The following is a 23,634-nucleotide window of genomic DNA, read 5'->3' as shown; positions in this document are numbered from 1 at the left end:
TCGACAGCGGCACGCGAGTTCGCCATGCTCGCGGCTGAAGACTGGGAAGTCCGTGCATGTCCGAACAACCCGTGACCGCTTCTGCCCCCCCGGCTCCGGGCTACCTGCGCCGCCTCGGCGTCTGGGACGCGAGCATGATCGTGGTCGGCGGCGTGATCGGCTCGGGCATCTTTCGCGTACCGGCGGCCGTGGCGAAACAGACCGGTTCCGGGGCCGAACAGCTCGTCGCCTGGGCCATCGGCGGAGTCATCGCGCTGATCGGCGCGCTGTCCTACGCCGAACTCGGCGCGCGCCGGCCGAACGCAGGCGGCGGCTACGTCTACCTGCGCGAGGCGTTCGGACTCATCGTCGCCTTCGTCTACGGCTGGAACCTGCTCGTCGTGAATCACTCCGGTGCGATCGCCGCCGTCTCCACCGTGTTCGTCGAGTACTTCGGTGCCGCGCTCGGCGTGAAGATCGCCAACCCTGCGCCGTGGGCGGTCGGCACGATCGTGTTCCTGACCGGAATCAACTGGTTCGGCATCCGCGCGGGATCGTGGCTGCAGAACGTGCTGACCGTGCTCAAGCTGCTCGCGCTTGCGCTCCTGATCGCGGTCGGCCTCGCGTTCGGCGGCGCGCCCGCACCCGCTACGCCACCGCCCCCGCTGCAGCCGTTGACCTTCATCGGCGCGCTGATGCCGGTGCTGTTCTCGTACGGCGGTTGGTACTACGTCAACGATATCGCCGGCGAGATCCGCGATCCGCGGCGCAACCTGCCGCGCGCGCTGGTGCTCGGCATGCTGCTTGTCGCCACCTGCTACGTCCTCGCCAACGCGGCATATCTCGCCGTGCTCGGCCACGCCGGCCTCGCCGCGAGCGCCGCGCCCGCGGCCGACGCGATGCGCCAAATATTCGGCGAGCCCGGGGCACGCCTGATCGCGCTCGGCATCGCGATCTCCACCCTGGGCTTCGTCAACATCTCGCTGGCCGCGGCTGCGCGCGTGTTCCAGGTCATGGCATCCGACGGTGTGTTCTTCCGCTTTGCCGCCACACTGCATCCGCGCTGGCATTCGCCGAACGTTGCGCTGCTGATGCTCGCCGCGTGGGCCTGCGTGCTTGCGCTGACCGGCACCTTCGAGCAATTGCTGAACTATTCGACCGTCGGCGACTGGATCGGCATCGCCGCCGTAATCGCTACCCTGTTCTGGTACCGGCGCAGATGCGCCGACGATGCCGCCGCGCCGGCATTCCGCGTACCCCTGTATCCATTGCTGCCAATCTTTTTCCTCGTCGTCGTTGCCTGGGTCGTCGCCACCACCGTATGGGAGAATCCTCACGATGCGGGCATGGGCGTGCTGATCACCCTGGTCGGAATCCCCATCTACTGGTACTGGACGCGCCGCCGGCGTACGACGGATACGCGCGGATGAACGAAACAACGCGCGAACACGCCGGATCGGGAGCGACGCGCCGCCAATGGCCCGAAGCACGGGTCGCGGATGCGGCAGGTCGATAACGAGCACCGACCCGCGCGATCCCGTTATCATGGCGCCCTCGCCGAACGCCGCCGCACCATGCCCCGCCTGTACCTGCAACGCTACCTGATCACCGGTCTGCTCACTTTCATTCCGCTGTGGCTGACCTTCCTGGTGTTCGCCTTCGTCGTCAGCGTGCTCTCGCATGTCGGCGCGCCGGTGGTCGCCGCAACGTTCGCGTTGATCAGCGCGATTTTTCCCGCCGCGGCCGAATGGCTGGGCCAGGAATGGTTCCGTTCGATCGTCGCCTTCATCGGCACGATCGTCGCGCTGTACCTGCTCGGCTTCGCCACGAGCCGCATGCTCGGCCAGCGCCTGCTCGCCGCGTTCGAGCGTCTGATCGCGCGCATCCCGCTCGCACAGACGATCTACGGTGGCTCGAAGAAGCTGATGACGATGATGCAGAGCAAGCCGGGCGGTACGCAGCGCGTGGTGCTGATCGGCTTCCCCGCGCCAACGCTGAAGACATTCGGTTTCGTCACGCGCACGTTTCTCGACGGCACGGGTCGCGAGATGGCCGCGGTGTACGTGCCGACGACGCCGAATCCGACCGGCGGCTATCTCGAGATCGTGCCGCTGGACGAGCTCGTGGCGACCGACTGGAGCGTCGACCAGGCGATGGCCTTCATCCTTTCGGGCGGCGCCGCCGGTCCCGACAAGCTGCCCGACATTCCGGCGCACGGTCATCCGCAGCCGTGATGCGACGACTGCGGTGACGGGCGCCGCGCCTTTACGGCGCTGGGCCCGAATTCGGCGCGCATGCCTTTCGGCACTGCCCGCAACGGAAAGAACCCGTCAAAGTACGTACCGAACGCAGTCTCCTGCCTTCAACATCTTGTCATTCGGCCGGGGTCTCGCCGGCCGTTTTTTTTGTGCATGACTTTCTGCACTGCTGCACGCCGTCTCCAGCCCCTACCGTGACCTGTCGCAAACCTTCTGCAACCCGGGAGAATTCGCCATGATCCATCGCCTGCGCACGTCGCTCGCCGCCGCCGTCGTCTTCGCGCTCAGCGGCAGTGCATACGCGCTTCCGCCGACCGTGAACAGCGCCTTCGATCCCGCCTCGCTGGATGCACGCTTCAAGCCCTGTGACGACTTCTACGACTATGTCAACGCGAAATGGATCGCAGCCAATCCGATCCCGGGCGACCGTACGCGCTGGGGTACGTTCGACGAGTTGCGCGAGGCCAGCCTCAACGCGCAGCACAAGCTGATCGAAGATCCATCGATCGCATCCGCGGCCAGGGGCACGATCGAGCAGAAGCTCGGCGATTTCTATGCGAGCGGCATGGACGAGGCGACGATCGAGAAAGCCGGCATCGCCCCGATCCGGCCCGAGCTCGCCAGGATCGCCGCGATCAAATCTGCGAACGATCTCGCTGCATACATGATCGATGCGCATGCCCGCGGACTCGGCGGCTACTTCAGTTTCGGCGCCTACCCTGATTTCAAGAACTCGAGCGTGGTCATCGGCTTCGCCAGCGAAGACGGTCTCGGCCTGCCCGAGCGTGCCTACTACCTCGAGGACAAGCCGGACTACGTGAAGATCCGCGACGAATACCTCGCGCATATCGAGAAGACACTGGTCCTCTCCGGGATAAAAACCGAGGAGGCCAGGCAGGACGCGCAATGGATCATGGCGCTGGAAACGCGCGATGCGAAAGCCTCGCTATCGCCGATCGAGGCACGCGATCCGAAGAACCAATACCATTACGCAAGCGTCGCCGAGGCGGACGAGGCGACGCCGCATTTCTCGTGGGCGAAATTTCTCGCCGCGCAGGGACTCAAGGACGTGCAAGGCTTCTCGCTGTCGCATCCGCAGTGGTTTGCCGAATTCGACAAGATGCTGACCGAGGTGCCGGTTGCGCAATGGAAGGCCTACCTGCGCTTCCATGCGATCGACGATGCCGCGCCTTTCCTGTCGCGCGCCTTCGTCGAGGAACACTTCGATTTCGGCGCACACAAGCTGCGCGGACAGAAGGAAATCGAGCCGCGCTGGAAGCGCGTGCTCGGGGCGGTGAACGGACAGATGGGCCAGGCGCTGGGCCAGCTCTACGTCAAGGAAAACTTTCCTCCCGAGGCAAAACAATCCGCAGAACGTCTTGTCGCCAACTTGCAGGCCGCGCTCAAGCTGCGCATCGAGAAGCTCGACTGGATGTCCGATGCAACCAAGGCCAAGGCGCTGGAAAAGCTGGCGGCGTTCAAGCCGAAGATCGGCTATCCGGACAAATGGCGCGACTGGACCGGTCTTGCGATCGCACGCACCGGCTACGTCGACAATCTGCTCGCCGCGAGCAAATTCAACCACGACTGGCGCATGGGCCGCGTCGGCAAGCCGGTGGACAGGACCGAATGGGGCATGACCCCGCAGACGGTGAATGCCTCATACTCGCCGCTGAAGAACGAGATCACGTTCCCCGCTGCGATCCTGCAGCCACCCTACTTCGACGCCAAGGCCGACGACGCGCTCAACTACGGCGGCATCGGCGCGGTGATCGGCCACGAGATCACGCACGGTTTCGACGACAAGGGCAGCCAGTTCGACGCGCACGGCAACAACAGCAATTGGTGGACCGACGCCGATCGCCAACAGTTCACCGCACGCGCCGACAGGCTCGTCGCCCAGTTCGACGGCTACGTCGCGCTCGAGGACATCCACGTCAAGGGCAAGCTCACGCTCGGCGAGAACATCGCCGACCTCGGCGGCCTCAACGTCGCCTACGACGCGCTGCAGATCGCGCTGAAGCAGAATCCGGCCGAGGCCGCATCGAAGATCGACGGTTTCAGCCAGGACCAGCGCTTCTTCCTCAACTTCGCGCGCCTGTGGCGCACGAACACGCTGCCAGCCACCGCCAAGGTCAATCTCAACACCGACCCGCACGCGCCGGGCCAGTTCCGCGCGATCGCCGCACCTTCGAACATGCCCGCGTTCGCGCAGGCGTTCTCGTGCAAGACCGGCGATGCGATGGTGCGCGCGGGCGAGGCGCAGGTGAAGATCTGGTAGCACTTCGTCCCCACCCCACCGCGGGCAGAAGACAAAAAAAAAGGGCGCGATTTCTCGCGCCCTTTTTTTGTGCGGAGAGGCGACTGAACCTACTTGACCTGGAACGACGTCGTCGACAGCGTCTTTCCGTCGGAGACGACTTCGAGCGTGTAGTTGCCGACCGGCCAGCCCGACGCCTTGGTCAACTTGTCGTCGATCGTGCCGGTGCTCGGCTCGGCGATCGTCTTGGCGTTGTCGGCAACCGTCTGGCCATCCTGGAACTTCCAGCGCAGGTTGACCGCCAGGTTCGGCACCGTCGTCGTCAATGCGACTGTCGCGTAGATCGTGTCCTTGGTGGCGAAGCTGCCGACCGGCGCGCTGATCTTGCCGCTCGCATCGACGGCGTTGCCGAGCACGACCGAATTGACCTGTGCCGGCGCGGCGGGCGCCGGGGCGGGAGCAGGAGCGGGTGCGGCGGCCGCGGGAGCCGGTGCAGGCGCGGGTGCCGGCGCCTCTTTCTTGCCGCAAGCCGCCAGCGCGACGGCGCCGGCCAGAACGATGGTCAACGGGATGCGTTTGCTGAGCTTGTTCATGGATACCCTCTTTCGTATGGATTCAAGTTTGCTCACCTCGATAACCGCTGCGCGCCGGCAACCCGCCCTGCTCCAGGCAGGACCGGCTCTTCACGCGCTACGGTTTTTGGAGGTGCCGTTTGCCGCGCATGTACCGCGATCAGGCTGTCGCCTTGGCCGAGGTGGGCGCCGCGGGAATCGTGAGCACCTGTCCGGGATGGATCAGGTCGGGATTCTTGATCTTGTCGGTATTGGCGTCGAAGATCTTCTTCCATTGATTGGCGTCGCCATAGAAATGTTTCGCGATCTTCGACAAGCTGTCGCCGCCGACGACCGTATAGGTCTGGCTCGAAGGAGCGGAGCCTGCCGTCGATGCCGCGCTCGGCGTCGGCGTCATGTTGACCTTCACTTCACTGTTGACGTCGGAAAAGTCCGCTTTCGGATCGTTGCTCATGAGCGATATGTCCTCCTGCCCTGGTGGGAAAATGCGATGCGGGTCTCAAGACCCGACGCACCCGCACCATACACGTTTTTTCCTGCACTCGCATGCGTTTCCGCACACGAAAAATTCAGTTCGTGCACGGCTAACGATTACCTAACGAACCGGCACGACAGCCAATGCAATTGCGCGCGCGCATGCATCGGCGTGAGGATTGAGTCATTCGTCAACCGCGCCGGCGCAACGCTTGTGCGCGCCACCAGCGCAGCAGCACGAAGCCCGCCGCCGCACCGCCGAGATGGGCGAAGTGGGCGACGCCCTCCTGCGTGCCGGTGACGCCGAGCACCAGCTCGACCGCCATGTAGCCGAGTACGGCGATCGGCGCCGGAATCGGCACCGGGAAGAAGATCATGATGATGCGTGCCGAAGGATAGATCATCGCGTAGGCGAGCATGATACCGAACACGCCGCCCGATGCGCCGAGCGTCGGATAGAAGTCGCCGGGCTTGAAGTAGTGGATCGTCGCCAGTTGCGCGAACGCCGCGCCGATCACGCAGACAAAGTAGAAAAAAGTATACCTGCGCGAACCCAGTGCCTGCTCAACCGGGCCGCCGAACATCCACAGCGCGAGCATGTTGAACGCGATATGCGTGATGCCGCCGTGCAGGAAGGCGTAGCTGACCACTTGCCACGGTGCGAAGGCGACGCGCAGCACGCTGCCGTCACCCAGCTCGAACAGACGCGAACCGTCGAGCGGCCACAGCGCGAATTGCGCGATCAGCCAGTCGCCGGCCATCTGTTGCAGGAGGAAGATCAGCACGTTGGCGATCAGCAACGCGCGGGTGACGGGGGGAATGTTCTGCATTGGATCGTTGTCTTTGCGGGGGATTCAGAAGCGCCAGATTTCGGCGTCGAGATTGCGCTGCCAGCCGAACAAGGCAAGATCGACGCGGCCGGCCTTGACCGTCACGCCCTCCTTCATCAGGCGCGCGCGCTGTTCGCGGAACGCACGGCTGCCGGGCGCAAACGCGAAGCGGCCGTCGGCGCGCAGCACGCGATGCCAGGGCAATTTCGCCTCGGCGCCGGCGTCGCCGAGTACGCGTCCGACCAGACGCGCGTGCCGCGGCAGGTTCGCGCGCGCGGCGATCTCGCCGTAGCTGGCGACGCGGCCACGGGGAATTGCCGCAATCGCGCGCACGATCGCGGCATGTTCGGGCTTGACGCCCGTACCGGCTGCCTGCTTCGCGGCGGATTTCGCTTTTGCCATGACGCTCCACTTCGTTGCCGCGGCACGTTAGCATATGCGCCGTCCACCGGAGAGACCCCATGCATTCGTTCGAGGAAATCCGCGCGTACATCGCGGCGAAGCATCCGCTGCGCATCAACGATCCGTACCTGATCTGCTTCGACGTCGCACTCGAACGCGGCAAGCGCCACCAGGGCCTGTATCTCGCGGAACTCAACGACGAGGCCGGGCGCACCTATTTGCGCGTGTCTACGCCGATCGGCCCGCTCACGGGCATGGACGCGCGCCGCTGCCTGCGCTTCAACTGGGAGCAACGTCTGGGCTACCTCGCGGTCAGCGATCTCGACGGCTCGCCGTACCTGCACCTGTGCGAGAATCGTCCCTACGAATTGCTCACCGCCAGGGAAATCGACCGCCTCGTGGCCGAACTCGGCCCGCTCGGCGACAAGCTCGAGCAGGCGATCTCGCAGGGCGGCGACGCGCTGTAGGCCGCCAGCCACCGCCACGCCGGCCGGTCAGGCGCAGGAACGCCTCGTGCCGGTGGCGGCGCAGCGCAACTGCTGCCCCATGCTCAGCACGAACACGTGGCGGCCGTTTAACCAGGGATGGATCGCCGCGATGCGACCGACGTTGACGATCGCAGGCCGATGCACGCGCGCGAAGTGGCACGGGTTGAGGCGCGCGTCGAGCGAACCCCTGCATGCCCTCGCGCACCCGCAGCGCGTAGCGTGGAGAGCGCGGCATCCGGAGCGGCGTCTTTTTTTTGGTTACTTTTTCGTCGCTGGAGAAAAATAAAGTGGCCCGTGCGCTGGATGCGCGCGGAAAAGCAAAGGGACTCGAGTGAAAAATCAGGAGCCACAGCAAAGACACCGGATTCCGGCTTTCGCCGGAATGACGGGCAACGGCAAAAGCCAAGCGTGACGAACGCGCGTCTACGCGAACAGTGCTTCGACGAGTCGCACGAGCAGATAGGCAATCGCCCCCGCGATCGGAATCGTCAGCAGCCAGGCCCAGACCATGCGTTCGACGATCGTCCACTTGATCGCGCGCGGATTCTTGGCGACGCCGACGCCCATGATCGCAGCGGAGATGTTGTGCGTGGTCGAAACCGGGATGCCGACCGTGGACGCGGCGATGATGACCGCGGCCGAACTGGTTTCCGCGGCGAAGCCGTTGATCGGATGCAGCTTGACCATCTTGTGGCCGAGCGTCTTGATGATGCGCCAGCCACCGGCCGCCGTGCCTGCGGCCATGGTCAGTGCGCAGACGAGCTTGATCCACAGCGCGATCTCGAACGACTTCGCAGCATCCTGCTCGACGCGCAGGAAGTGCAGGAACCAGGGCAGTTGATCGAGCGAACCCGCGCTCGTCGCCCCGGCGAGCGCGAGCGCGATGATACCCATCGTCTTCTGCGCATCGTTCATGCCGTGCGAGAGACCCATCGCGCTGGCCGAGACGATCTGCGCCTTGCCGAAGAAGGCGTTGACGAACTTCGGCTTGCCGAACTGATTGATCAACGGGCTCGCACGCGATCCCAGCCAGGAGATCAGCGCGAACAGCAGACCCATGACGACGACGCCGAGAACGAAGCCGCCGAGCGGCGAAGTGATCATCGGCAGGATCACTTTCGGCCACAGGCCCTTGCCGTCCCACCAGTGCGTGCCGGCCTGGCTCCAGATCAACGCATGCCAGTTGTTGTGCGCGCCGGCGAGCGCGGCGCCGCAAAGGCCGCCAACCAGCGCGTGCGACGAGCTCGACGGCAGCCCCCACCACCAGGTGATCAGGTCCCACACCGTCGCGCCGAGCAGCGCGCAGATCAACAGTTCCGGCGTGACGTTGACGATATGCGAGTCGATCAACCCCGACGAGATCGTCTTGGCCACGGCCGTGCCCCAGAGCGCACCGACCAGGTTGGTCGCCGCGGCGAGCAGCACGGCCTGGCCAGGACTGAGTACCTTGGTCGCAACCACGGTCGCGATCGAATTCGCCGTGTCGTGGAAACCATTGATGTACTCGAAAACGAGGGCAACGAGGACGACGGCGAGAACAAGGGTCAGGGTCACGCGGCAGTTTCCTGGGTGAAGAGCGGGCAGTGGGCGGTGGGCGGCGAGCAGAAAAAACACAGAGGCCGCGATGCCCGCTCTTTCCACTCACCGCTCGCCGCTGTTGCGCTCACAAGCCTCTCGCCGCTCAGGAATTCTTCAGTGCGATGGCGTAGATCACATTGCCCGCGTCGCGGCAGCGATCGATGGCCTTTTCCAGCAGCTCGAACAGATCCTTGCGCAGCAGCAGGCGGGCGACGTCGTTTTCCTTGGTGAACAGGTCGCGGTAGAGGTCGAGGATCAGTCGGTCGGCCTCGCCTTCGATCGCCTGCATGCGATCGTTGAGTTCCTTCATCTTGTCCAGCGGCATGCCCTTGCGCAGCAGGCCCACCATCTCGGCGATGACGTCGCAACCCTTTTCGAGCATGACCGCACGCGAGCCGAAATCGACGTCCATGAGCTGGGCGGCGAACAGCGCGTAGCGCTCGGCGAACTTCTCCACCGTCTTCGGAATCTTGTACAGCGCCGCAGACAGCGCCTCGATGTCCTCGCGTTCGAGCGCGGTGACGAAGGTATTGACCAACTCGGCGCTGATGTCGTTGAAAATCTGCTTCTCGCGCCGGCGCGCGAGGCGGAACTCGTCGAGCGAAGGATTCGGCGTTTTCTGCCGGGACAGCGCGATCAGCGCGCGCGCGCTCTGGCGCGCGGCGTCAGCGCTGGCCTCGAGCAGGCCGTAGAACTTGTCGCCCTTGCCGAAGATGGTCTGTAACGAAAACATGTGAACGGATCCCTGCCTGGCCGGCGGCAAGTTTACCGTTTTGTTGCACGCTTGGGCTCGGGGCCGGGGGTCGAGGGCAGAAAAGCCACCCGATCCGGAGGTTTCCGCCATCCCGGCCCTTGCCCCTCGACCCCCGCCCCGCGCCTGTCATAAAACTTTCAAGTCCCCCGCGTAGCCTGCGGCACCCAGGAGCGGCGCGGGATACGTCGTCCGCGCCTCCGCAAGAATTTCCACCTACGGAGGTTTTCATGTTCCACAGCATTCGTCATTCCCTCACCGCGTTTGCCGTCGCCGCCGCGCTGTTCGCGGGTTCGGCCCATGCCGTCGATGTCACCGGCGCCGGTTCGACCTTCGTCCAGCCGATCGTCGCCAAGTGGTCGGCGAGCTACGCCGAGAAGACCGGTAGCCACATCAACTACGGTGGCGGCGGTTCGGGCGCGGGCATCGCCCAGATCAAGGCCGCGACCATCGACTTCGGCGCCTCGGACAAGCCGCTGTCGCCGGAAGAGCTCGCGGCCGCAGGCCTGGGCCAGTTCCCGATCGTGATCGGCGGCGTCGTGCCGGTGGTCAACATCGAAGGCGTCAAGGCCGGCGAGATCAAGCTGACCGGCGCCCAGCTCGGCGACATCTATCTCGGCAAGATCAAGAAGTGGAACGATCCGGCGCTGGCTGCGAACAACGCCGGCATCAAGTTGCCGGACGCGGCGATCCAGGTCGTGTCGCGCTCGGACGGCTCGGGCACCACGTTCAACTACACCAACTACCTGTCCAAGGTCAGCCCGGAATGGAAGGCCAAGGTCGGCGAAGGCACCTCGGTGCAGTGGCCGGTTGGCGTCGGTGGCAAGGGCAACGCGGGCGTCGCCGCCTACGTGCAGCAGATCAACGGCTCGATCGGCTACGTCGAACTCGCCTATGCGCTGCAGAACAAGATGGCCTACACCCAGGTGCAGAATGCGGCCGGCAAGTTCGTCACCCCGAACCTTGCCAGCTTCGCCGCCGCCGCCTCGCACGCGGACTGGAAGAGCGCCAAGGACTTCCAACTGGTGATCACCAACGCGCCGGGCGATGATTCCTGGCCGATCACCGCGACCGCGTTCGCGCTGATCTACAAGACGCCGAAGGACGCGGCCCGCTCCAAGGCCGTGATCGACTACTTCAAGTACGCCTACACCGAAGGCGGCAAGGCCGCAGAAGCGCTCGACTACGTGCCGCTGCCGGCCGCGCTGGTCGCGCAGATCGAGGCCTACTGGAAGGCAGAAGTCAAACTGTAGTCTCCCTCCCGCCCCTCGCGGATTCGTTCGCGAGGGGCGTCTTTTTTTCGACAGCAGCACAAAGAGTTTTCCGGAATCGATCATGGTCATGGCCGCGAGCGCCGAATCCATCGCCGTCCCGCAGAGCGACGAGACGCGCGCGCGCCGCGACGGCTTCGCCGATCGCCTGTTCCGCCGCATCGTCGCCGGCGCCGGCATCTTCGTCCTCGCCACTCTTGCCGGCGTCGCCCTGACCACGCTCTGGGGCGGGCGCGAGGCGTTCGCAACCTTCGGTTTCAAGTTCGTCGTTTCCTCCGACTGGGACACGGTCGGCAAGCAATTCGGCGCGCTCGCACCGGTCTACGGCACGCTGGTAACGGCAGCGATCGCTTTGATCATCGCGGTGCCCGTGAGCTTCGGCATCGCGCTCTACCTCACCGAGATCGCACCGCCCTGGCTGCGCACGCCGGTCGCCGCGGCGATCGAGCTGCTCGCAGGCATCCCCTCGATCATCTACGGCATGTGGGGCCTGTTCGTGTTCGTGCCGATCATGGGAAGACATCTGAATCCCTGGCTCAACGAACACCTCAGTGGCTGGCCTGTAGTCGGCGCGCTGTTCAGCGGCACGCAGTACAGCATCGGCCTCGGCATGCTCACCGCGGGCATCGTGCTCGCGATCATGGTCATCCCGTTCATCTCCTCGGTCATGCGCGAGGTGTTCCTCACCGTGCCGACGCGGCTCAAGGAATCCGCCTACGCGCTCGGCTCGACGACCTGGGAAGTGGCCTGGGACATCGTTCTGCCGTACACGCGCACCGCGGTGATCGGCGGCATCTTCCTAGGCCTCGGCCGTGCGCTCGGCGAGACGATGGCGGTGACCTTCGTGCTCGGCAACGTGCATCGTCTGTCGCTGTCGCTGCTCGAACCGGGCAACTCGATCGCGGCGACAATCGCCAACGAATTCGCCGAGGCCGATTCGGAAATCTTTCGTGCATCCCTGATCGCGCTGGCCTTCCTGCTCTTCGTCGTCACCTTCATCGTGCTTGCGATCGCCAAGTTGATGCTGCGCCAGATGGAAAAGAAGGAAGGCAAATGAGCGATGCCGCACGCCAGGCGGTCGCCGACCGCCTCTATTTCCGCCGTCGCATCGTCAACGGCGTCGGCCTCGTCTTCGCCACGCTGTCGACCGGTTTCGGCCTGTTCTGGCTCGCCTGGATCCTGTGGACCACGTTCACCACCGGCATCGCCTCGCTCAACGGCAAGCTGTTCACGATGATGACGCCGCCGCCCGGCGACGAAGGCGGACTGCTCAACGCCTTCGCCGGCAGTGCGATGATCTGCCTGCTCGCGATCCTGATCGGTGCGCCGATCGGCATCGCCGCCGGCACCTACCTCGCCGAATACGCGAAGAAGTCGCGCCTCGGCGAGGCGATCCGCTTCTTCAACGACATCCTGCTGTCGGCGCCGTCGATCGTGCTCGGCATGTTCGTCTACACCGTCGTGGTCAAGCAGGTCGGCCACTACTCTGCGTTCTCGGGCGCGCTCGCCCTGGCCCTGATCGTGCTGCCCGTGGTCGTGCGCACCACCGACGAAATGCTCAAGCTCGTGCCGAGCGCGATGCGCGAAGCCGGGCTTTCGCTCGGCGTGCCGCAATGGAAAGTGACGGTGCAGGTGCTCTACCGCGCCGCCCTGCCCGGCATCGTCACCGGCGTGCTGCTCGCACTCGCGCGCATCTCGGGCGAGACCGCGCCGCTGCTGTTCACCGCCTTCGACAACCAGTTCTGGAGCACCAACGTGGCCCAGCCGATGGCCTCGGTACCGGTGGTGATCTACAAATTCGCGATGAGCGCCGACGCCGGCTGGAAGTCGCTGGCCTGGGCCGGTGCGCTGGTCGTCACGCTGTTCGTGCTCGCTTTGAGCCTGATCTCCCGCGCGATCCTGTTGCGCAACAAGGTGTCCAATGACTAACCCGAACATTCCGCTCGCGACGGCGAGCACGGTTTCGCTGATCGCAGCGCCGCCCGGCGCCGACGCGAAAGCGGCGGCAGTCGCCTCGACGCCGAAGATGTCCGCAAAGGGCCTCGACTTCTACTACGACAAGTTCCACGCACTGAGGAACGTCAACCTCGACATCGCGGAAAAGAAAGTGACCGCGCTGATCGGCCCGTCGGGCTGCGGCAAGTCGACGCTGCTGCGCATCTTCAACCGCATCTATTCGATCTACCCGAAACTCGAAGCCAGGGGCCAGGTGCTGCTCGACGGCGACAACATCCTCGACCCGAAGTACCCGCTCAACCGCCTGCGCAGCAAGGTCGGCATGGTGTTCCAGAAGCCGGTGCCGTTCCCGATGTCGATCTACGACAACGTCGCCTACGCGATCCGCCACTACGAGAAACTGTCGAAGGCCGACATGGACGTGCGCGTCGAGGAAGCGCTGCGCCAGGGGGCGCTCTGGGACGAAGTGAAGTCGAAGCTCAACGGCAGCGCGCTCGGCCTGTCCGGCGGCCAGCAGCAGCGCCTGTGCATCGCGCGCGCGGTCGCGTTGAAGCCGGAGGTGGTCCTGCTCGACGAACCGACTTCAGCGCTCGATCCGATCGCGACCGGCAAGATCGAGCAGCTCGTCGAAGAATTGAAGGAACGCTACACGATCGCGATCGTCACCCACAACATGCAGCAGGCCTCGCGCGTCTCCGACTACACTGCCTTCATGTACCTGGGCGAACTGATCGAGTTCGGCGACACGACCACGATCTTCGAGAACCCGACGAAGAAAATGACCGAAGACTACATCACAGGGCGCTACGGCTGATCCCATGTCCGACCATATCGTAAAGAGTTTCGACGACGAACTTTCCCAGCTCAACGCCGCGATCGCGCGCATGGGCGAATCGGCGCAGACCCAGTTCGTAGCGACGATGACTGCCCTGCGCAAGCGCGACGTGGAAGCCGCCGCGTGCGTGATCCGCGACGACATCGACGTCGATGCGCTCGAACGCGACATCGAGGCGCGCGCTATCCGCGTGCTCGCGCTGCGCCAGCCGATCGCGCGCGACCTGCGCGAGGTGATATCGACCCTGCGTGTCGTCGTCGAACTCGAACGCATCTGCGATTTCTCGGCGAACATCTGCAAGCGCGTAATCGCGCTCAATGCGCACTCGCCCGAACAATGGCTGATCGAAATCGGCGAACTCGGCGAATTGGCATCAAGGCAGCTTGCCGACGTCGTCGCCGCATTCGGCGAACGCAACCAGGAAAAAGCGGTCACGGTCTGGGCCTGCGACGAGCAGATCGACGACACCTACACCGGGCTCTCGCGCCGCCTGATCGACTACATGAAGGCCGATCCGCGCAACGTCGCGATCGGCATGCACTTGATGTTCATCGCCAAGAACGTCGAGCGCATCGGCGATCACGTCACCAACATCGCCGAGTCGATCTACTACCTCGTCACCGGCAGCGTGCTCGATGCACCACGGCCCAAGGGCGACAAGACCAGCCTCGATCAGGTCGAAGCGAACTCCTGAGAGCGTCGTTCGCAAAGGCTCGCGGCCGGCACCGCGGCAAGCGCCGTGCCGCCCGCGCAGCAGAAATGCGGACCGTTTGGCACCTTGCCGCTGCTGCGGTAGGATGCCGTCGAGCCGGCATTTCCCCCAAGCACAAGGAGTGAAACATGCAAGTTTCGAAGGCGTTGTGGGTCAGGGTGTCCGCCGCTGCGATCGCGGTCGGTGTTTCCGCAGTGGCGTCGGCGCAGACGAAACCCGCGCCCGCCGACACGCATCAGACGGCATCGACGGACGCAAGCCAGCACGGCCTCGCGGCGGTCTACAGCGATCGCCTCAACGGCCACCGCACCGCCAGCGGCGAACGCTACAACCGCGATGCGCTGACCGCAGCCAATCCGAGCTATGCGTTCGGCACCAAGGTCAAGGTGACCAACAAGAAGAACGGCAAAACCGTCGTCGTACGCGTCAACGACCGCGGTCCGGTGCAGAAGGGCCGCGTCATCGACCTGTCCGTCGCCGCCGCGCACCAGTTGGGCATGGGCCGCAATTCGACTTTCGAAGTGGACCTCGAGCCAGTCAACTGAGCACCGTCGCGCGATGCCATGGCAGCCATCGCGCGAGCCTTTCCCGGCGCGCGGGATGGCTGTTCTGGATCGGCAATCCAGCGATGAGCGGACTGGCGTGGTGCCCGGAGCCGGAATCGAACCGGCACGAACCTTTTGAGTCCGGCGGATTTTAAGTCCGCTGCGTCTACCGATTTCGCCATCCGGGCCTTGCGGGCCGTACCGATCTGCTTCGTAGCGAAAGAATACCGCATTGCGCGCAAGGCGCGCCGGGGATACACGCCATGGCGGGCCATTTCGTGATCTTCGCGGTCAGGGGCGAGCGCACAAACACGGGAGGGTCGGAATCGAATTCTTTCAGGTTTTTCGCATCACTGCGCGGTTCTCGCAACTACACGTTTTCGACTTACCGCCAAACCTACCACCATCCGTTCGCGACCACCCTGAAATCTCTCGCCCCTCGTCGGCATCGAAGGGCGCAAAAGGGTAACAGACCCAGCCTGCGCCGTCATGCTCGCCCCGTAGCGAAGCTAAGCCACCGATGTGCGAGCACTCTTGCGCTACTCTGGAGCGAGTCTCCGGCCTGTCGTATTTGGCGATGGCTTCCTCGACGGTCGCAATACAGAAGTCCGCTTCCATCGTGATCGATACGCGGTGCACGAGGACCTTGCGCGTGGTCCATCAACCTGCGCCTGGCGTAACGGAACGCAGCGCTGACCATCTCGCGCACACGGCCCGCCCTGTTGAGCGTGCCGCGCGTCACCAGCTTGCGGAGCATGACGAGGATGTCCGGCGACCCGAGCTCCGCGATCGACACGGCGCCGATGGTCGGATTCACGTGCTGCTCCAACCACGCGCGAATCTTCCGCGTGTGGTCATCGACCCACTCGCTCCGCATGGTGTCCAGCCACTCCGCGGCGACGGCTTCGAAACTGTTCGCTGCACGCACTTCGGCCGCGCGCTGCGATGCCTTGCGACTCTCGCCGGGGTCGATGCCGTCAGCCAGTAGCTTTCGTGCCTCGTCGCGCTTCTCACGAGCGCGCTTCAACATCACGTCTGGAAAGGTGCCGAGCGAAAGCGTGTTGCGTTTGCCCGTGCCTGGGCGGCGATGGTCCACGCGCCACCAGCGTGAATCGTTCGGCTGCACAAGCAGGTACATGCCACGTTCGTCGCGGAGCTTGTACGGCGCGGCTTGCGGTTTGGCGTTCCGGACTGCTGAAGGTGTCAGCATGGCGGCAACTCCGATCCCGAACAGGAGCTGTTACCGCCAGAATTGGATGACGACAAGTGATCTATAAGGAACAGGTGTTACCTTCGAGCAACAAAAAACCGCGTCGTAGCGCGGTTTTAGTGGTGTCGCATGATTTCTGGTTATCCGATGTTGGAGGCGAGGGTCGGAATCGAACCGGCGTACACGGCTTTGCAGGCCGCTGCATGACCACTCTGCCACCCCGCCTCTGCATGATGGCTTCCGGAAGCGTAGCAACGTATCCCGGAAAAAACAAAACCTCGGTTTGCCGAGGTTCTGTATTGAAAAGTGCGACCTGGGATGGTCGCTTTTTTGATCCTCGCGATCAGGGACGATCGCGAAAATACACAAATGCTGGAGCGGGAAACGAGACTCGAACTCGCGACCCCGACCTTGGCAAGGTCGTGCTCTACCAACTGAGCTATTCCCGCGCGAGCCCAAAATGATGCCGTTTTACGCGCCCCATGTCAACCACTGGCAGCAAAGTTTCCACCCAGCGCATCAGATCCGGTTGCGCAACGCCGGCCAGGCCGCGCGCAGGTATTCGAACGCCGACCAGATCGTCATCGCCGCGGCGATCACCAGCAGGGTTTCGCCGACATGGAACAGACGCAGGCCCTCGAGGTCGTGCTGGTAGAGCAGCACCTCGATCGCGATGATCTGCATCACCGTCTTGATCTTGCCGAGCATGGCGACGCTGACGCGCGTGCGCTCCCCGATCTCCGCCATCCATTCGCGCAGCGCCGAGATCGTGATCTCGCGGCCGACGATGACCGCGCTGGTTACCGCAAGCAGCGGAGTCGGGTTTTCCTGCACAAGCAGGAACAGGGTCACCGCGACCATGAGCTTGTCCGCGACCGGGTCGAGAAACGCGCCGAATGCCGACCACATGTTGTAGCGCCTGGCGATGTAGCCGTCGAGCCAGTCAGTGATCGCGGCGAGCAGGAAGATCAGCGCGGCGGTGACGTTCGCGCCACGGAAAGGAATGTAGAACACGACAACCATCACCGGCAGCAGCGCGATGCGGAACAGGGTGAGGATGGTCGGCCAGGTCAGATGCATTGCGTGGATATCGCGGTGGATTTCGATTTGCCGCAGTGTGACACAGGAAAGCAACGCGAGTTCAGCCGTGGAACAACGCGTAGATTTTCTCAGCCAGCTCGCGGCTCATGCCTTTGACCCGGGCGATCTCCTCGACGCCGGCGTTGACGACGCCGGGCAGGCCGCCGAAATGCTTGAGCAGGGCCGCGCGGCGCTTGGCGCCGATGCCGGCGATGTCTTCGAGCCGGCTCGTGTCGCGGGCCTTCTGGCGCTGCTTGCGATGGCCCGTGATCGCGAAGCGGTGCGCCTCGTCGCGCACGCTCTGGATCAGGTGCAGCGCAGGCGATTCGGGGCCCGGCCACAGGGTTTTGCCGCTGGCACCGAGGATCAGCGTCTCGTGCCCCGCCCTGCGCTCGACGCCTTTGGCCACGCCGACGACGAGCACCTCCGCGATAGCGAGATCGGCGAGCACGTCGAGTGCCTGTCGCACCTGGCCCTTGCCACCGTCGATCAGGAGAATGTCGGGAAAATTCAGTTTCTCCCCCTCTCCCCCGGGCGAAGCATCCGTGGGAGAGGGCTCTGCGGCGCCGCGTCGAAAACGCCGCTCCAGCGCCTGCCTCATCGCCGCGTAGTCGTCACCCGGCTCGATGCCGGCGATGTTGTAACGGCGGTACTGCGCCTTGATCGGCCCTTCCGGCCCGTAGACGACGCAGGACGCCACTGTCGCCTCGCCCATCGTGTGGCTGATATCGAAACATTCCAGACGCTGCGGCACTTCGTCGAGACCAAGCAGATCGCGCAGCGATTCGAAGCGTTCGCGCTGCGTCTCGTTGCTCGCCAGGCGCGCAGCCAGCGCGCCTTCCGCGTTCTTCGCCGCCAGTTCGAGGAAACGCGCGCGTTCGGCGCGGACGCTGTGCTTGATCGCGATCTCATGCCCCGCCCGCTCGGCGAACGCCTGCGCCAGCAGTTCGGCGTCGGGCAGCGCCTGTTCAACGAGCAATTCGCGCGGCACCGGCTTGTCGACGTAGTACTGGGCGATGAACGAAGTCAGCACGTCGGCAACTTCGGCATCATGCGGCAGCTTCGGGAAAAAATCACGTGAACCGAGGTTGACGCCGCCGCGAAAATACATCACCGACACGCAGGCGACGCCGCCGTCGATGCGGCAGGCGATCGCGTCGAGATCGGCGCTGGCGCCCTGCACGTAGTTCTTCGCCAGAAGGCGCTTCAGCGTCGATACCTGGTCGCGCACCTTCGCTGCTCTTTCGAATTCGAGCGCGCGGCTCGCGCTTTCCATCGCGCCGACCAACTCGCCGATCACCGCATCGCTCTTGCCGTCGAGAAACATCGCCGCGTGGCGCACGCCTTCGCGGTATTCGTCCTTGCCGATGAGGCCGACGCAGGGCGCGCTGCAACGGCCGATCTGGTATTGCAGACACGGCCGCGAGCGGTTGCGGAAGTAGCTGTCCTCGCACTGACGCACGAGAAAGATCTTCTGCATGTGGTTGAGGCTCTCGCGCACCGCCCACGCGCTGGGAAACGGGCCGAAGTATTTGCCCTTGCCCGCTTTCGCGCCGCGATGGAATGCCATCCGCGGGAAATCCTCTCCCTCGGACAGATAGATGTACGGATAGCTTTTGTCGTCGCGCAGCAGGATGTTGTAGCGCGGTTTGAGCGACTTGATCAACTGCGCTTCGAGCAGCAGCGCCTCGCCTTCGGTACGCGTCAGCGTCGTCTCCATGCGCGCGATCTGCGAGATCATCGACATGATGCGCGGCTCGAGGCGTGGCTTGAGAAAATAACTGCCGACGCGCTTCTTCAGGTTGCCGGCCTTGCCGACATAGAGCAACTCGCCGCGCGCGTCGAACATGCGGTACACGCCAGGCGAACTGGTCAGCGTGCGCACGAACTCCTTGCCATCGAATGAGATATTCGATTCCTGATTCATTGCGAGGCGCGGCCGCGGATGGCCGCCCGGTGATCTCCCCCATCCTGGATGAGGGCTGAAACGCGCCGAATCAATCCGTCCACACCGCGCTCGGCGAGGGTGACGACAGTGTCGAAGTCCCGCTCCTGCCCGTAGTACGGATCGGGCAGGTCATGCGGATCGGCGAGTCCGGCCCACGGCAGGAACATCGCGATCCGGTCGTGCTCCTCGCCCGGCGCCACGCGCGTCAGATCACGCAGGTTCATGCGATCCATGACCAACAGCTTGTCGAAGCGCTCGAAGTCATCGGCGGCCACCCGGCGCGCGCGATGCGCGGACAGATCGTAGCCGCGTGCCAGCGCGCTCGCGCACGAGCGCGGATCGGCCGCATTGCCCGCATGCCAGCCGCCCGTACCGGCCGAGTCGACCTCGATATCGAGCCCCGCGCGCGCGAAGCGTACCCGCGCCACCACCTCGACCACGGGCGAGCGGCAGATGTTGCCGAGGCAGACGAAGAGGAATCTCACGTTTTCATTATAGACCAGCACGCCTGGAAGCCATCGCTGCGAACTGCTTCGTGCGAGGGCTCGACCATGTGCATCAACGCGAATGCACATCCACGGCAACCATCGAAGCGGGACGAAATTGCCGTGCAGTGTGCGCGACCAGCCCTACCGGCAGCTACCCGTCACTGCCCGTCTCGAAGCACTGATTGCGATTGAAGCAGACGCGTGCGGGCTGCGTCAGTTTTCGAGTTTCTTAAGCCAATCGCCGGCGGTGGTCGGCCCTGTCGCGACCGTGTCGCTGTGCTCACTGATGGCTTGGCGAATCGCGACCCAGAATTTGGCGCCGGTCGGCGCGCCGAGTTTCTTCAGCGCCGCGTCGACGAGCGCCTGCTTGGCTGGGTCGGCGTTCTCGTTCTGGATCAGGAGAAAGTCCCACGATCCGCCATCCGAATGTACGTACAGTTCGCGCGGTGGCAAACCCGCCTGGCGATTGGCTTCGTCGTATTGCGCGATCAGCTTGAGAAACTCGACGTGCTTGCCGGGCGCGATGTGGTAGATCTCGATCATCCGCGAATCGTTCTGCGCGGCGAACGTGGGCTCGATCGGCATCAACACAACCGCGAGGGCAAGCAGGGTTTTAGCAAGCGTCATGGGAATCTCCTGGTTGAAGGCAGTTCGTCTGCCGGATTGAAATCGAGCGGAGCCCAGCCGAACCGGCTGGCCAACGGTGCCTGCCGGCCCGGAAAGCGAATCAGGGTACCTGCGCGAGTTTGATCTCTTCTCTTTCCCGCGTGAACCACTGCGGCGGCAACTTGCGCGGCTGCGGATAGAGTTCGTCGAGCGTCGCCGCGTCGTAGAGACGTCCGTTCTTCATCACCCAGCGGATCGCGAGCGCGTTGCGGATGTCGTCGAGCGGATTCTTGTCGAGCACGACGAGGTCGGCGAACTTGCCGGCGTCGAGGCTGCCGAGCTCGTCCTGCCGCCCGATCGTCTCGGCCGAGCCGATCGTCGCCGCGTGCAGCACTTCGTGCGGCGTCATGCCGCCGGCCGCGTGCGCCTGCATCTCCCAATGGATGCCATAGCCGGGCACCTCGCCGTGCGCGCCGATGCCGACGAGGCCGCCCGCGCGCTGCACGCTCGCCGCGCCCTGCGCGATCGCGCCGAAGAAATATTCACTGGGAGCGTACCAATGGCGCCGCGAGAATTTCTTTTCGGCGAGCAGCGGCGGCGAGAAATGCGCGAGCTTCGGATCGTTCTGCGGCAGGTCGTGCTCGATGTAGAAATTCTGCGCGGGCGGTCCCCCGTGCGAAATCTGCAGCGTCGTCGTGTAACTTACGCGCGTCTGCGCGAGCAGCTCGATCACATCCTTGTACAGCGGCGCCGCAGTCAGCGCGTGCTCGTTGCCGGGGAAACCGTCGATGATCTGGGTGAGGTCGAGCTTCATGTCGAGCGCGCCTTCGCAGGTCGGCTGCATGCCGAGTTCCTTCGCCGCCATGACCACCCATTCGCGCACGCGCCGGTTGCCGGTGCGGTATTCCTTGAGGTTGCGCGTGCGGAAATGGTCGGGATAGCGCGACAGCACTGCGCGCACCTGGTCGAGGCTCGTGAACTCGTTGTAGGAAAAGATCGCCGGTCCGGTCGAGTAGACGCGCGGGCCGAGCGACAGTCCCGCATCGATCAGGTCCTGGTAGGCGAGCATGTCGATCGACAGCGGCGAGGGATCGAGCCCGGCGGTCTTGCCGTAGGCGAGATCGGTCAGGAAGCTCCAGTTCTGCATGTCGAGCACGCCGCGGCGCACCTCGGCCCAATGGTCGTGCGTGTCGATGAATCCGGGCACGATGAACTTGCCGTGCACGTCGCGCACGGCGGCGTGTTCGGGAATCGCCACCGTGCCGCGCTTGCCGATCGCGGCGATGCGATCGTCGACGACGACGATGTCGGCGTCGTCGATCACCTCGTCGCCGCGCATCGTCACCGCGGTCGCACCGCGCAGCACGAGCGTGCCGTGCGGAACGTCGCGCGGCACTTCGACGTCGATCGCGAACGCTTCCACACCGTCCTTGCCGGCCTGCGGCGATGCGCCCTGCCCTTTTTCGCCGACGCGATCGAGCGCGATCTGCGCCAGCGGCTGCTTGTACAGCGTCGAGCCGACCGCCCAGAACACGCTCTTGCCGCCATCGGCCCAGCCGAAGAAATCCGCGCCGACGTCGGTCAGTTTGCGATGCGCGACCGGCGGCGCTGCGAGGTCGATCGTCTCGCCCGGCTTCTCCGGCATGCGCAGCAGATAGAGCTGCTCGACGATCTGCGCGAGCGCGTAGCGCCCGTCGGGGCTGATACGCAGATCGTCGACCGGCACGCGGCCCTCCTGGAAATAGAAACCCGGGCCGGTCACGGAGACGAGCTTGCGCCGCCCCGAACCGTCGAGCTTGACCGCGTCGAGGCCGTCGTCGAACACGACGTCGACTTCGCCACGTCCGGCGCCGAAATGCGGCACGCCGCCCATGCGCCCGCTCGCAAGCACGCGCGCTTCGCCGCCGCGTGCGGGCAGCGCGATCAGGTCGGCCTGGCGCAACGGGCCGTATTCCATGTAGGTGTGCATGCGATCGACGTTGCTCGAACGCTGCGCGACGATCGCCGAACTGTCCGGAGTGAAAACCGGATTCGTGTAATACGACGATTCGTGAGTCAGCGTCTGCGGCTTGCCGCCCGCCGCGTCAATACGCCAGATGTTTCCCGCATCCTTCGCGCTCCAATCGACATAGACGATGGATTTGCCGTCGGGCGACCACGACGGCTGGAACGCCGCCACGCCGGCCGGCGTCAGCGCGTGCGGCGCGGCGTGCGGCGCGAGATCCATCGTGTACACGCGGCCGAGCGCCGAGAATGCCACGCGGCTGCCGTCCGGCGACAGCGCCGGGAACTGGACGAGGCGTGCCTTCACCGGCCCGGTCTCGTTCTTGAACGATTGGCGCAGCGACGGGCCGACGTCGACATCGACATGGGCATGGAACGGAATCACATTCGCCCTGCCGCCGGCGAGTTCGATGCGATGGATCTTGCCGGCATAGGCTGCGATCAGCGCGCGGCCGTCGGGCGTGAACGCGTAGCCCGGCACGAGATCGCGCGATCCCTCGCCTTCCTGATCGTCGTGCTGTGCGACCCGGATCAGTTCGCGATCGGCACCGCTTCCGAGATCGCGCACGCGCAAACCGGTCTGACCGCGATCCCGCACGGCATACACGAGCGTTTTGCCGTCGGGCGACAAGGCCGGTCGCATCGCGCTGCCTTGATTCGTGGCGACAATATCGCTGGCGCCGCTGGCGAGATCACGCCGTTCGATGCTCCATATCGGCAGCGTCATGTCCTCCTCGAAGGTGCCGTAGGACCCGGCAAGGTAAAGCGTACGCCCATCGTGTGCCGCGACCGCGCCCAGCGCGCTGTAGCGCTGGTCCTTCGGCTGCGCATCGTAGGTCTTGCCTTGCGTGATGCGCTCGCCTTTGCCCTCGCCGTCGAGCGCGAAGCGGTACAGCTCGAACGCGGTCAGGTCGGGATGGAAGATCGAGACGAAAATCGCGCGCCCATCCGCGGACCACGCAGGCGACGTGAACACGGCGTTGTCGTCGTAGCGAGAAATCTGATGTGCATGCGCACCATCCGGATCGGCGATCCAGACGTTCTCGTTGCCGGAGCGGTCGCTGACGAAAACGATGTGCTTGCCGTCGGGTGCAAAGCGCGGCTGCGAATCAAACGCAAGGCCGTGCGTGATCGCCTTCGCCTCGCCGCCGCCGATCGGCAGCGTGTACAGATCGCCAAGCAGCTCGAACACGATGCTGCGGCCGTCGGGCGCGACGTCGAGCGAGATCCAGGTGCCTTCGTCGGTATCGAAGCGGACGTGCCGCGCCGGCACCAGCGGCAGCGCGTTCTCGGCCGCCGCGAAGCCCGCGGCCAGGCAAAGCGCAGCGAGCACAAGCAGACGTTTCAGGCCCATGGGTGGTTGGCTCTGGTAGTGGACGAGGACGCG

22 protein-coding genes, 3 tRNA genes and 1 pseudogene are annotated in these 23,634 nt (G+C 64.7%); 10 read left to right on the top strand and 16 right to left on the bottom strand.

The window, feature by feature from the left end; translation table 11 throughout:
- The first annotated feature begins 56 nt into the window (after positions 1-56).
- The 3 genes from AC16HO_RS01770 (at position 57) to AC16HO_RS01760 (ending at position 4,518) form a co-directional block, all read left to right on the top strand.
- Positions 57-1,409 carry an APC family permease gene (locus AC16HO_RS01770; protein WP_395642605.1) on the top strand — a complete coding sequence of 451 codons (1,353 nt, stop codon included), beginning with the start codon at positions 57-59 and terminating at the stop codon, positions 1,407-1,409.
- Positions 1,410-1,553: 144 nt separating this feature from the next.
- On the top strand, positions 1,554-2,213 hold the full coding sequence (locus AC16HO_RS01765) for a DUF502 domain-containing protein (RefSeq protein ID WP_395642606.1): 660 nt from the start codon (positions 1,554-1,556) through the stop codon (positions 2,211-2,213).
- A 259-nt stretch (positions 2,214-2,472) separates the two neighbouring features.
- Positions 2,473-4,518, top strand: a complete 2,046-nt coding sequence (locus AC16HO_RS01760; RefSeq protein ID WP_395642607.1) for a M13 family metallopeptidase — start codon at positions 2,473-2,475, stop codon at positions 4,516-4,518.
- Between the two features lie 89 nt (positions 4,519-4,607).
- Here the strand turns inward: AC16HO_RS01760 and AC16HO_RS01755 are convergent, their stop codons facing one another.
- The 4 genes from AC16HO_RS01755 to AC16HO_RS01740 form a co-directional block, all read right to left on the bottom strand.
- Entirely contained in the window at positions 4,608-5,090 is a 483-nt protein-coding gene (locus tag AC16HO_RS01755; protein ID WP_395642608.1) for a hypothetical protein, read from the bottom strand.
- A 139-nt stretch (positions 5,091-5,229) separates the two neighbouring features.
- Complete coding sequence (locus tag AC16HO_RS01750; RefSeq protein WP_395642609.1) at positions 5,230-5,523, bottom strand: LysM peptidoglycan-binding domain-containing protein; 294 nt, start codon at positions 5,521-5,523, stop codon at positions 5,230-5,232.
- Between the two features lie 211 nt (positions 5,524-5,734).
- On the bottom strand, positions 5,735-6,373 hold the full coding sequence (locus AC16HO_RS01745) for a rhomboid family intramembrane serine protease (protein ID WP_395642610.1): 639 nt from the start codon (positions 6,371-6,373) through the stop codon (positions 5,735-5,737).
- Positions 6,374-6,397: 24 nt separating this feature from the next.
- On the bottom strand, positions 6,398-6,775 hold the full coding sequence (locus AC16HO_RS01740) for an MGMT family protein (protein WP_395642611.1): 378 nt from the start codon (positions 6,773-6,775) through the stop codon (positions 6,398-6,400).
- A gap of 59 nt (positions 6,776-6,834) precedes the next feature.
- On the opposite strand from AC16HO_RS01740, the gene AC16HO_RS01735 reads away from it, so the two are divergent.
- Complete coding sequence (locus tag AC16HO_RS01735; RefSeq protein WP_395642612.1) at positions 6,835-7,242, top strand: hypothetical protein; 408 nt, start codon at positions 6,835-6,837, stop codon at positions 7,240-7,242.
- 27 nt (positions 7,243-7,269) lie between these two features.
- On the opposite strand, the gene AC16HO_RS01730 is transcribed toward AC16HO_RS01735, so the two are convergent.
- The 3 genes from AC16HO_RS01730 to AC16HO_RS01720 form a co-directional block, all read right to left on the bottom strand.
- The gene (locus AC16HO_RS01730) at positions 7,270-7,407 is read right to left on the bottom strand and encodes a hypothetical protein (protein ID WP_395642613.1); all 138 of its coding nucleotides are present in this window, start codon (positions 7,405-7,407) and stop codon (positions 7,270-7,272) included.
- Between the two features lie 279 nt (positions 7,408-7,686).
- Entirely contained in the window at positions 7,687-8,817 is a 1,131-nt protein-coding gene (locus tag AC16HO_RS01725; RefSeq protein WP_395642614.1) for an inorganic phosphate transporter, read from the bottom strand.
- A 127-nt stretch (positions 8,818-8,944) separates the two neighbouring features.
- Positions 8,945-9,574: a DUF47 domain-containing protein gene (locus tag AC16HO_RS01720; protein WP_395642615.1), complete on the bottom strand. Its 630-nt coding sequence runs from the start codon at positions 9,572-9,574 to the stop codon at positions 8,945-8,947.
- Positions 9,575-9,822: 248 nt separating this feature from the next.
- Between AC16HO_RS01720 and pstS the strand changes: the two genes are divergently transcribed.
- The 6 genes from pstS (at position 9,823) to AC16HO_RS01690 (ending at position 14,911) form a co-directional block, all read left to right on the top strand.
- Complete coding sequence (pstS, locus tag AC16HO_RS01715) at positions 9,823-10,845, top strand: phosphate ABC transporter substrate-binding protein PstS (protein ID WP_395642616.1); 1,023 nt, start codon at positions 9,823-9,825, stop codon at positions 10,843-10,845.
- Between the two features lie 82 nt (positions 10,846-10,927).
- Positions 10,928-11,920, top strand: coding sequence for a phosphate ABC transporter permease subunit PstC (pstC, locus tag AC16HO_RS01710; protein ID WP_395642617.1), 993 nt, complete (start codon positions 10,928-10,930; stop codon positions 11,918-11,920).
- Positions 11,917-12,792: a phosphate ABC transporter permease PstA gene (gene pstA, locus AC16HO_RS01705; protein WP_395642618.1), complete on the top strand. Its 876-nt coding sequence runs from the start codon at positions 11,917-11,919 to the stop codon at positions 12,790-12,792. The genes pstC and pstA overlap by 4 nt, the downstream gene beginning before the upstream one ends.
- A complete protein-coding gene (pstB, locus tag AC16HO_RS01700; protein WP_395642619.1) occupies positions 12,785-13,633 on the top strand; it encodes a phosphate ABC transporter ATP-binding protein PstB in 849 nt (282 codons plus the stop codon). Before pstA ends, pstB begins: the two co-directional genes overlap by 8 nt.
- A 4-nt stretch (positions 13,634-13,637) precedes the next feature.
- Positions 13,638-14,348: a phosphate signaling complex protein PhoU gene (gene phoU, locus AC16HO_RS01695; protein WP_395642620.1), complete on the top strand. Its 711-nt coding sequence runs from the start codon at positions 13,638-13,640 to the stop codon at positions 14,346-14,348.
- A gap of 146 nt (positions 14,349-14,494) precedes the next feature.
- Positions 14,495-14,911 (top strand): septal ring lytic transglycosylase RlpA family protein, encoded by a 417-nt coding sequence (locus AC16HO_RS01690; protein ID WP_395642621.1) that lies wholly within the window; start codon positions 14,495-14,497, stop codon positions 14,909-14,911.
- Positions 14,912-15,009: 98 nt separating this feature from the next.
- Here AC16HO_RS01690 and AC16HO_RS01685 read toward each other — a convergent pair.
- The 9 genes and pseudogenes from AC16HO_RS01685 to AC16HO_RS01645 all read right to left on the bottom strand — a co-directional run bounded on the left by AC16HO_RS01685 (position 15,010) and on the right by AC16HO_RS01645 (position 23,601).
- Positions 15,010-15,099, bottom strand: a tRNA-Leu gene (locus tag AC16HO_RS01685).
- 539 nt (positions 15,100-15,638) lie between these two features.
- A pseudogene (locus AC16HO_RS01680) lies at positions 15,639-16,121 on the bottom strand (tyrosine-type recombinase/integrase); the annotation flags it as partial.
- Positions 16,122-16,272: 151 nt separating this feature from the next.
- A tRNA-Cys gene (locus tag AC16HO_RS01675) sits at positions 16,273-16,346 on the bottom strand.
- 148 nt (positions 16,347-16,494) lie between these two features.
- Positions 16,495-16,570: transfer RNA gene (locus tag AC16HO_RS01670), tRNA-Gly, on the bottom strand.
- 70 nt (positions 16,571-16,640) lie between these two features.
- Positions 16,641-17,201 carry a CDP-diacylglycerol--glycerol-3-phosphate 3-phosphatidyltransferase gene (pgsA, locus tag AC16HO_RS01665; protein ID WP_395642112.1) on the bottom strand — a complete coding sequence of 187 codons (561 nt, stop codon included), beginning with the start codon at positions 17,199-17,201 and terminating at the stop codon, positions 16,641-16,643.
- A gap of 61 nt (positions 17,202-17,262) precedes the next feature.
- Positions 17,263-19,128, bottom strand: coding sequence for an excinuclease ABC subunit UvrC (gene uvrC, locus AC16HO_RS01660; RefSeq protein ID WP_395642111.1), 1,866 nt, complete (start codon positions 19,126-19,128; stop codon positions 17,263-17,265).
- Positions 19,125-19,634, bottom strand: a complete 510-nt coding sequence (locus AC16HO_RS01655; protein ID WP_395642110.1) for a low molecular weight protein-tyrosine-phosphatase — start codon at positions 19,632-19,634, stop codon at positions 19,125-19,127. The genes uvrC and AC16HO_RS01655 overlap by 4 nt, the downstream gene beginning before the upstream one ends.
- Before the next feature lie 216 nt (positions 19,635-19,850).
- On the bottom strand, positions 19,851-20,264 hold the full coding sequence (locus AC16HO_RS01650; RefSeq protein WP_395642109.1) for a hypothetical protein: 414 nt from the start codon (positions 20,262-20,264) through the stop codon (positions 19,851-19,853).
- A 100-nt stretch (positions 20,265-20,364) separates the two neighbouring features.
- The gene (locus tag AC16HO_RS01645; protein ID WP_395642108.1) at positions 20,365-23,601 is read right to left on the bottom strand and encodes an amidohydrolase family protein; all 3,237 of its coding nucleotides are present in this window, start codon (positions 23,599-23,601) and stop codon (positions 20,365-20,367) included.
- Positions 23,602-23,634: the final 33 nt, after the last annotated feature.

It is taken from the genome of Rudaea sp., assembly GCF_057139185.1.
This window is presented reverse-complemented; position numbering and strand designations above follow the sequence as displayed.

Bases quoted from the DNA above. Each gene is read 5' to 3' on its own strand.
- AC16HO_RS01770 (WP_395642605.1), top strand. From the start codon at position 57: ATGTCCGAACAACCCGTGACCGCTTCTGCCCCCCCGGCTCCGGGCTAC.
- pstA (WP_395642618.1), top strand. From the start codon at position 11,917: ATGAGCGATGCCGCACGCCAGGCGGTCGCCGACCGCCTCTATTTCCGC.
- AC16HO_RS01750 (WP_395642609.1), bottom strand. From the start codon at position 5,523: ATGAGCAACGATCCGAAAGCGGACTTTTCCGACGTCAACAGTGAAGTG.
- pgsA (WP_395642112.1), bottom strand. From the start codon at position 17,201: ATGCATCTGACCTGGCCGACCATCCTCACCCTGTTCCGCATCGCGCTG.
- AC16HO_RS01720 (WP_395642615.1), bottom strand. From the start codon at position 9,574: ATGTTTTCGTTACAGACCATCTTCGGCAAGGGCGACAAGTTCTACGGC.
- AC16HO_RS01765 (WP_395642606.1), top strand. From the start codon at position 1,554: ATGCCCCGCCTGTACCTGCAACGCTACCTGATCACCGGTCTGCTCACT.
- AC16HO_RS01735 (WP_395642612.1), top strand. From the start codon at position 6,835: ATGCATTCGTTCGAGGAAATCCGCGCGTACATCGCGGCGAAGCATCCG.
- AC16HO_RS01760 (WP_395642607.1), top strand. From the start codon at position 2,473: ATGATCCATCGCCTGCGCACGTCGCTCGCCGCCGCCGTCGTCTTCGCG.
- AC16HO_RS01755 (WP_395642608.1), bottom strand. From the start codon at position 5,090: ATGAACAAGCTCAGCAAACGCATCCCGTTGACCATCGTTCTGGCCGGC.
- pstC (WP_395642617.1), top strand. From the start codon at position 10,928: ATGGTCATGGCCGCGAGCGCCGAATCCATCGCCGTCCCGCAGAGCGAC.
- AC16HO_RS01650 (WP_395642109.1), bottom strand. From the start codon at position 20,264: ATGACGCTTGCTAAAACCCTGCTTGCCCTCGCGGTTGTGTTGATGCCG.
- uvrC (WP_395642111.1), bottom strand. From the start codon at position 19,128: ATGAATCAGGAATCGAATATCTCATTCGATGGCAAGGAGTTCGTGCGC.
- AC16HO_RS01745 (WP_395642610.1), bottom strand. From the start codon at position 6,373: ATGCAGAACATTCCCCCCGTCACCCGCGCGTTGCTGATCGCCAACGTG.
- AC16HO_RS01740 (WP_395642611.1), bottom strand. From the start codon at position 6,775: ATGGCAAAAGCGAAATCCGCCGCGAAGCAGGCAGCCGGTACGGGCGTC.
- pstS (WP_395642616.1), top strand. From the start codon at position 9,823: ATGTTCCACAGCATTCGTCATTCCCTCACCGCGTTTGCCGTCGCCGCC.
- AC16HO_RS01690 (WP_395642621.1), top strand. From the start codon at position 14,495: ATGCAAGTTTCGAAGGCGTTGTGGGTCAGGGTGTCCGCCGCTGCGATC.
- phoU (WP_395642620.1), top strand. From the start codon at position 13,638: ATGTCCGACCATATCGTAAAGAGTTTCGACGACGAACTTTCCCAGCTC.
- pstB (WP_395642619.1), top strand. From the start codon at position 12,785: ATGACTAACCCGAACATTCCGCTCGCGACGGCGAGCACGGTTTCGCTG.
- AC16HO_RS01645 (WP_395642108.1), bottom strand. From the start codon at position 23,601: ATGGGCCTGAAACGTCTGCTTGTGCTCGCTGCGCTTTGCCTGGCCGCG.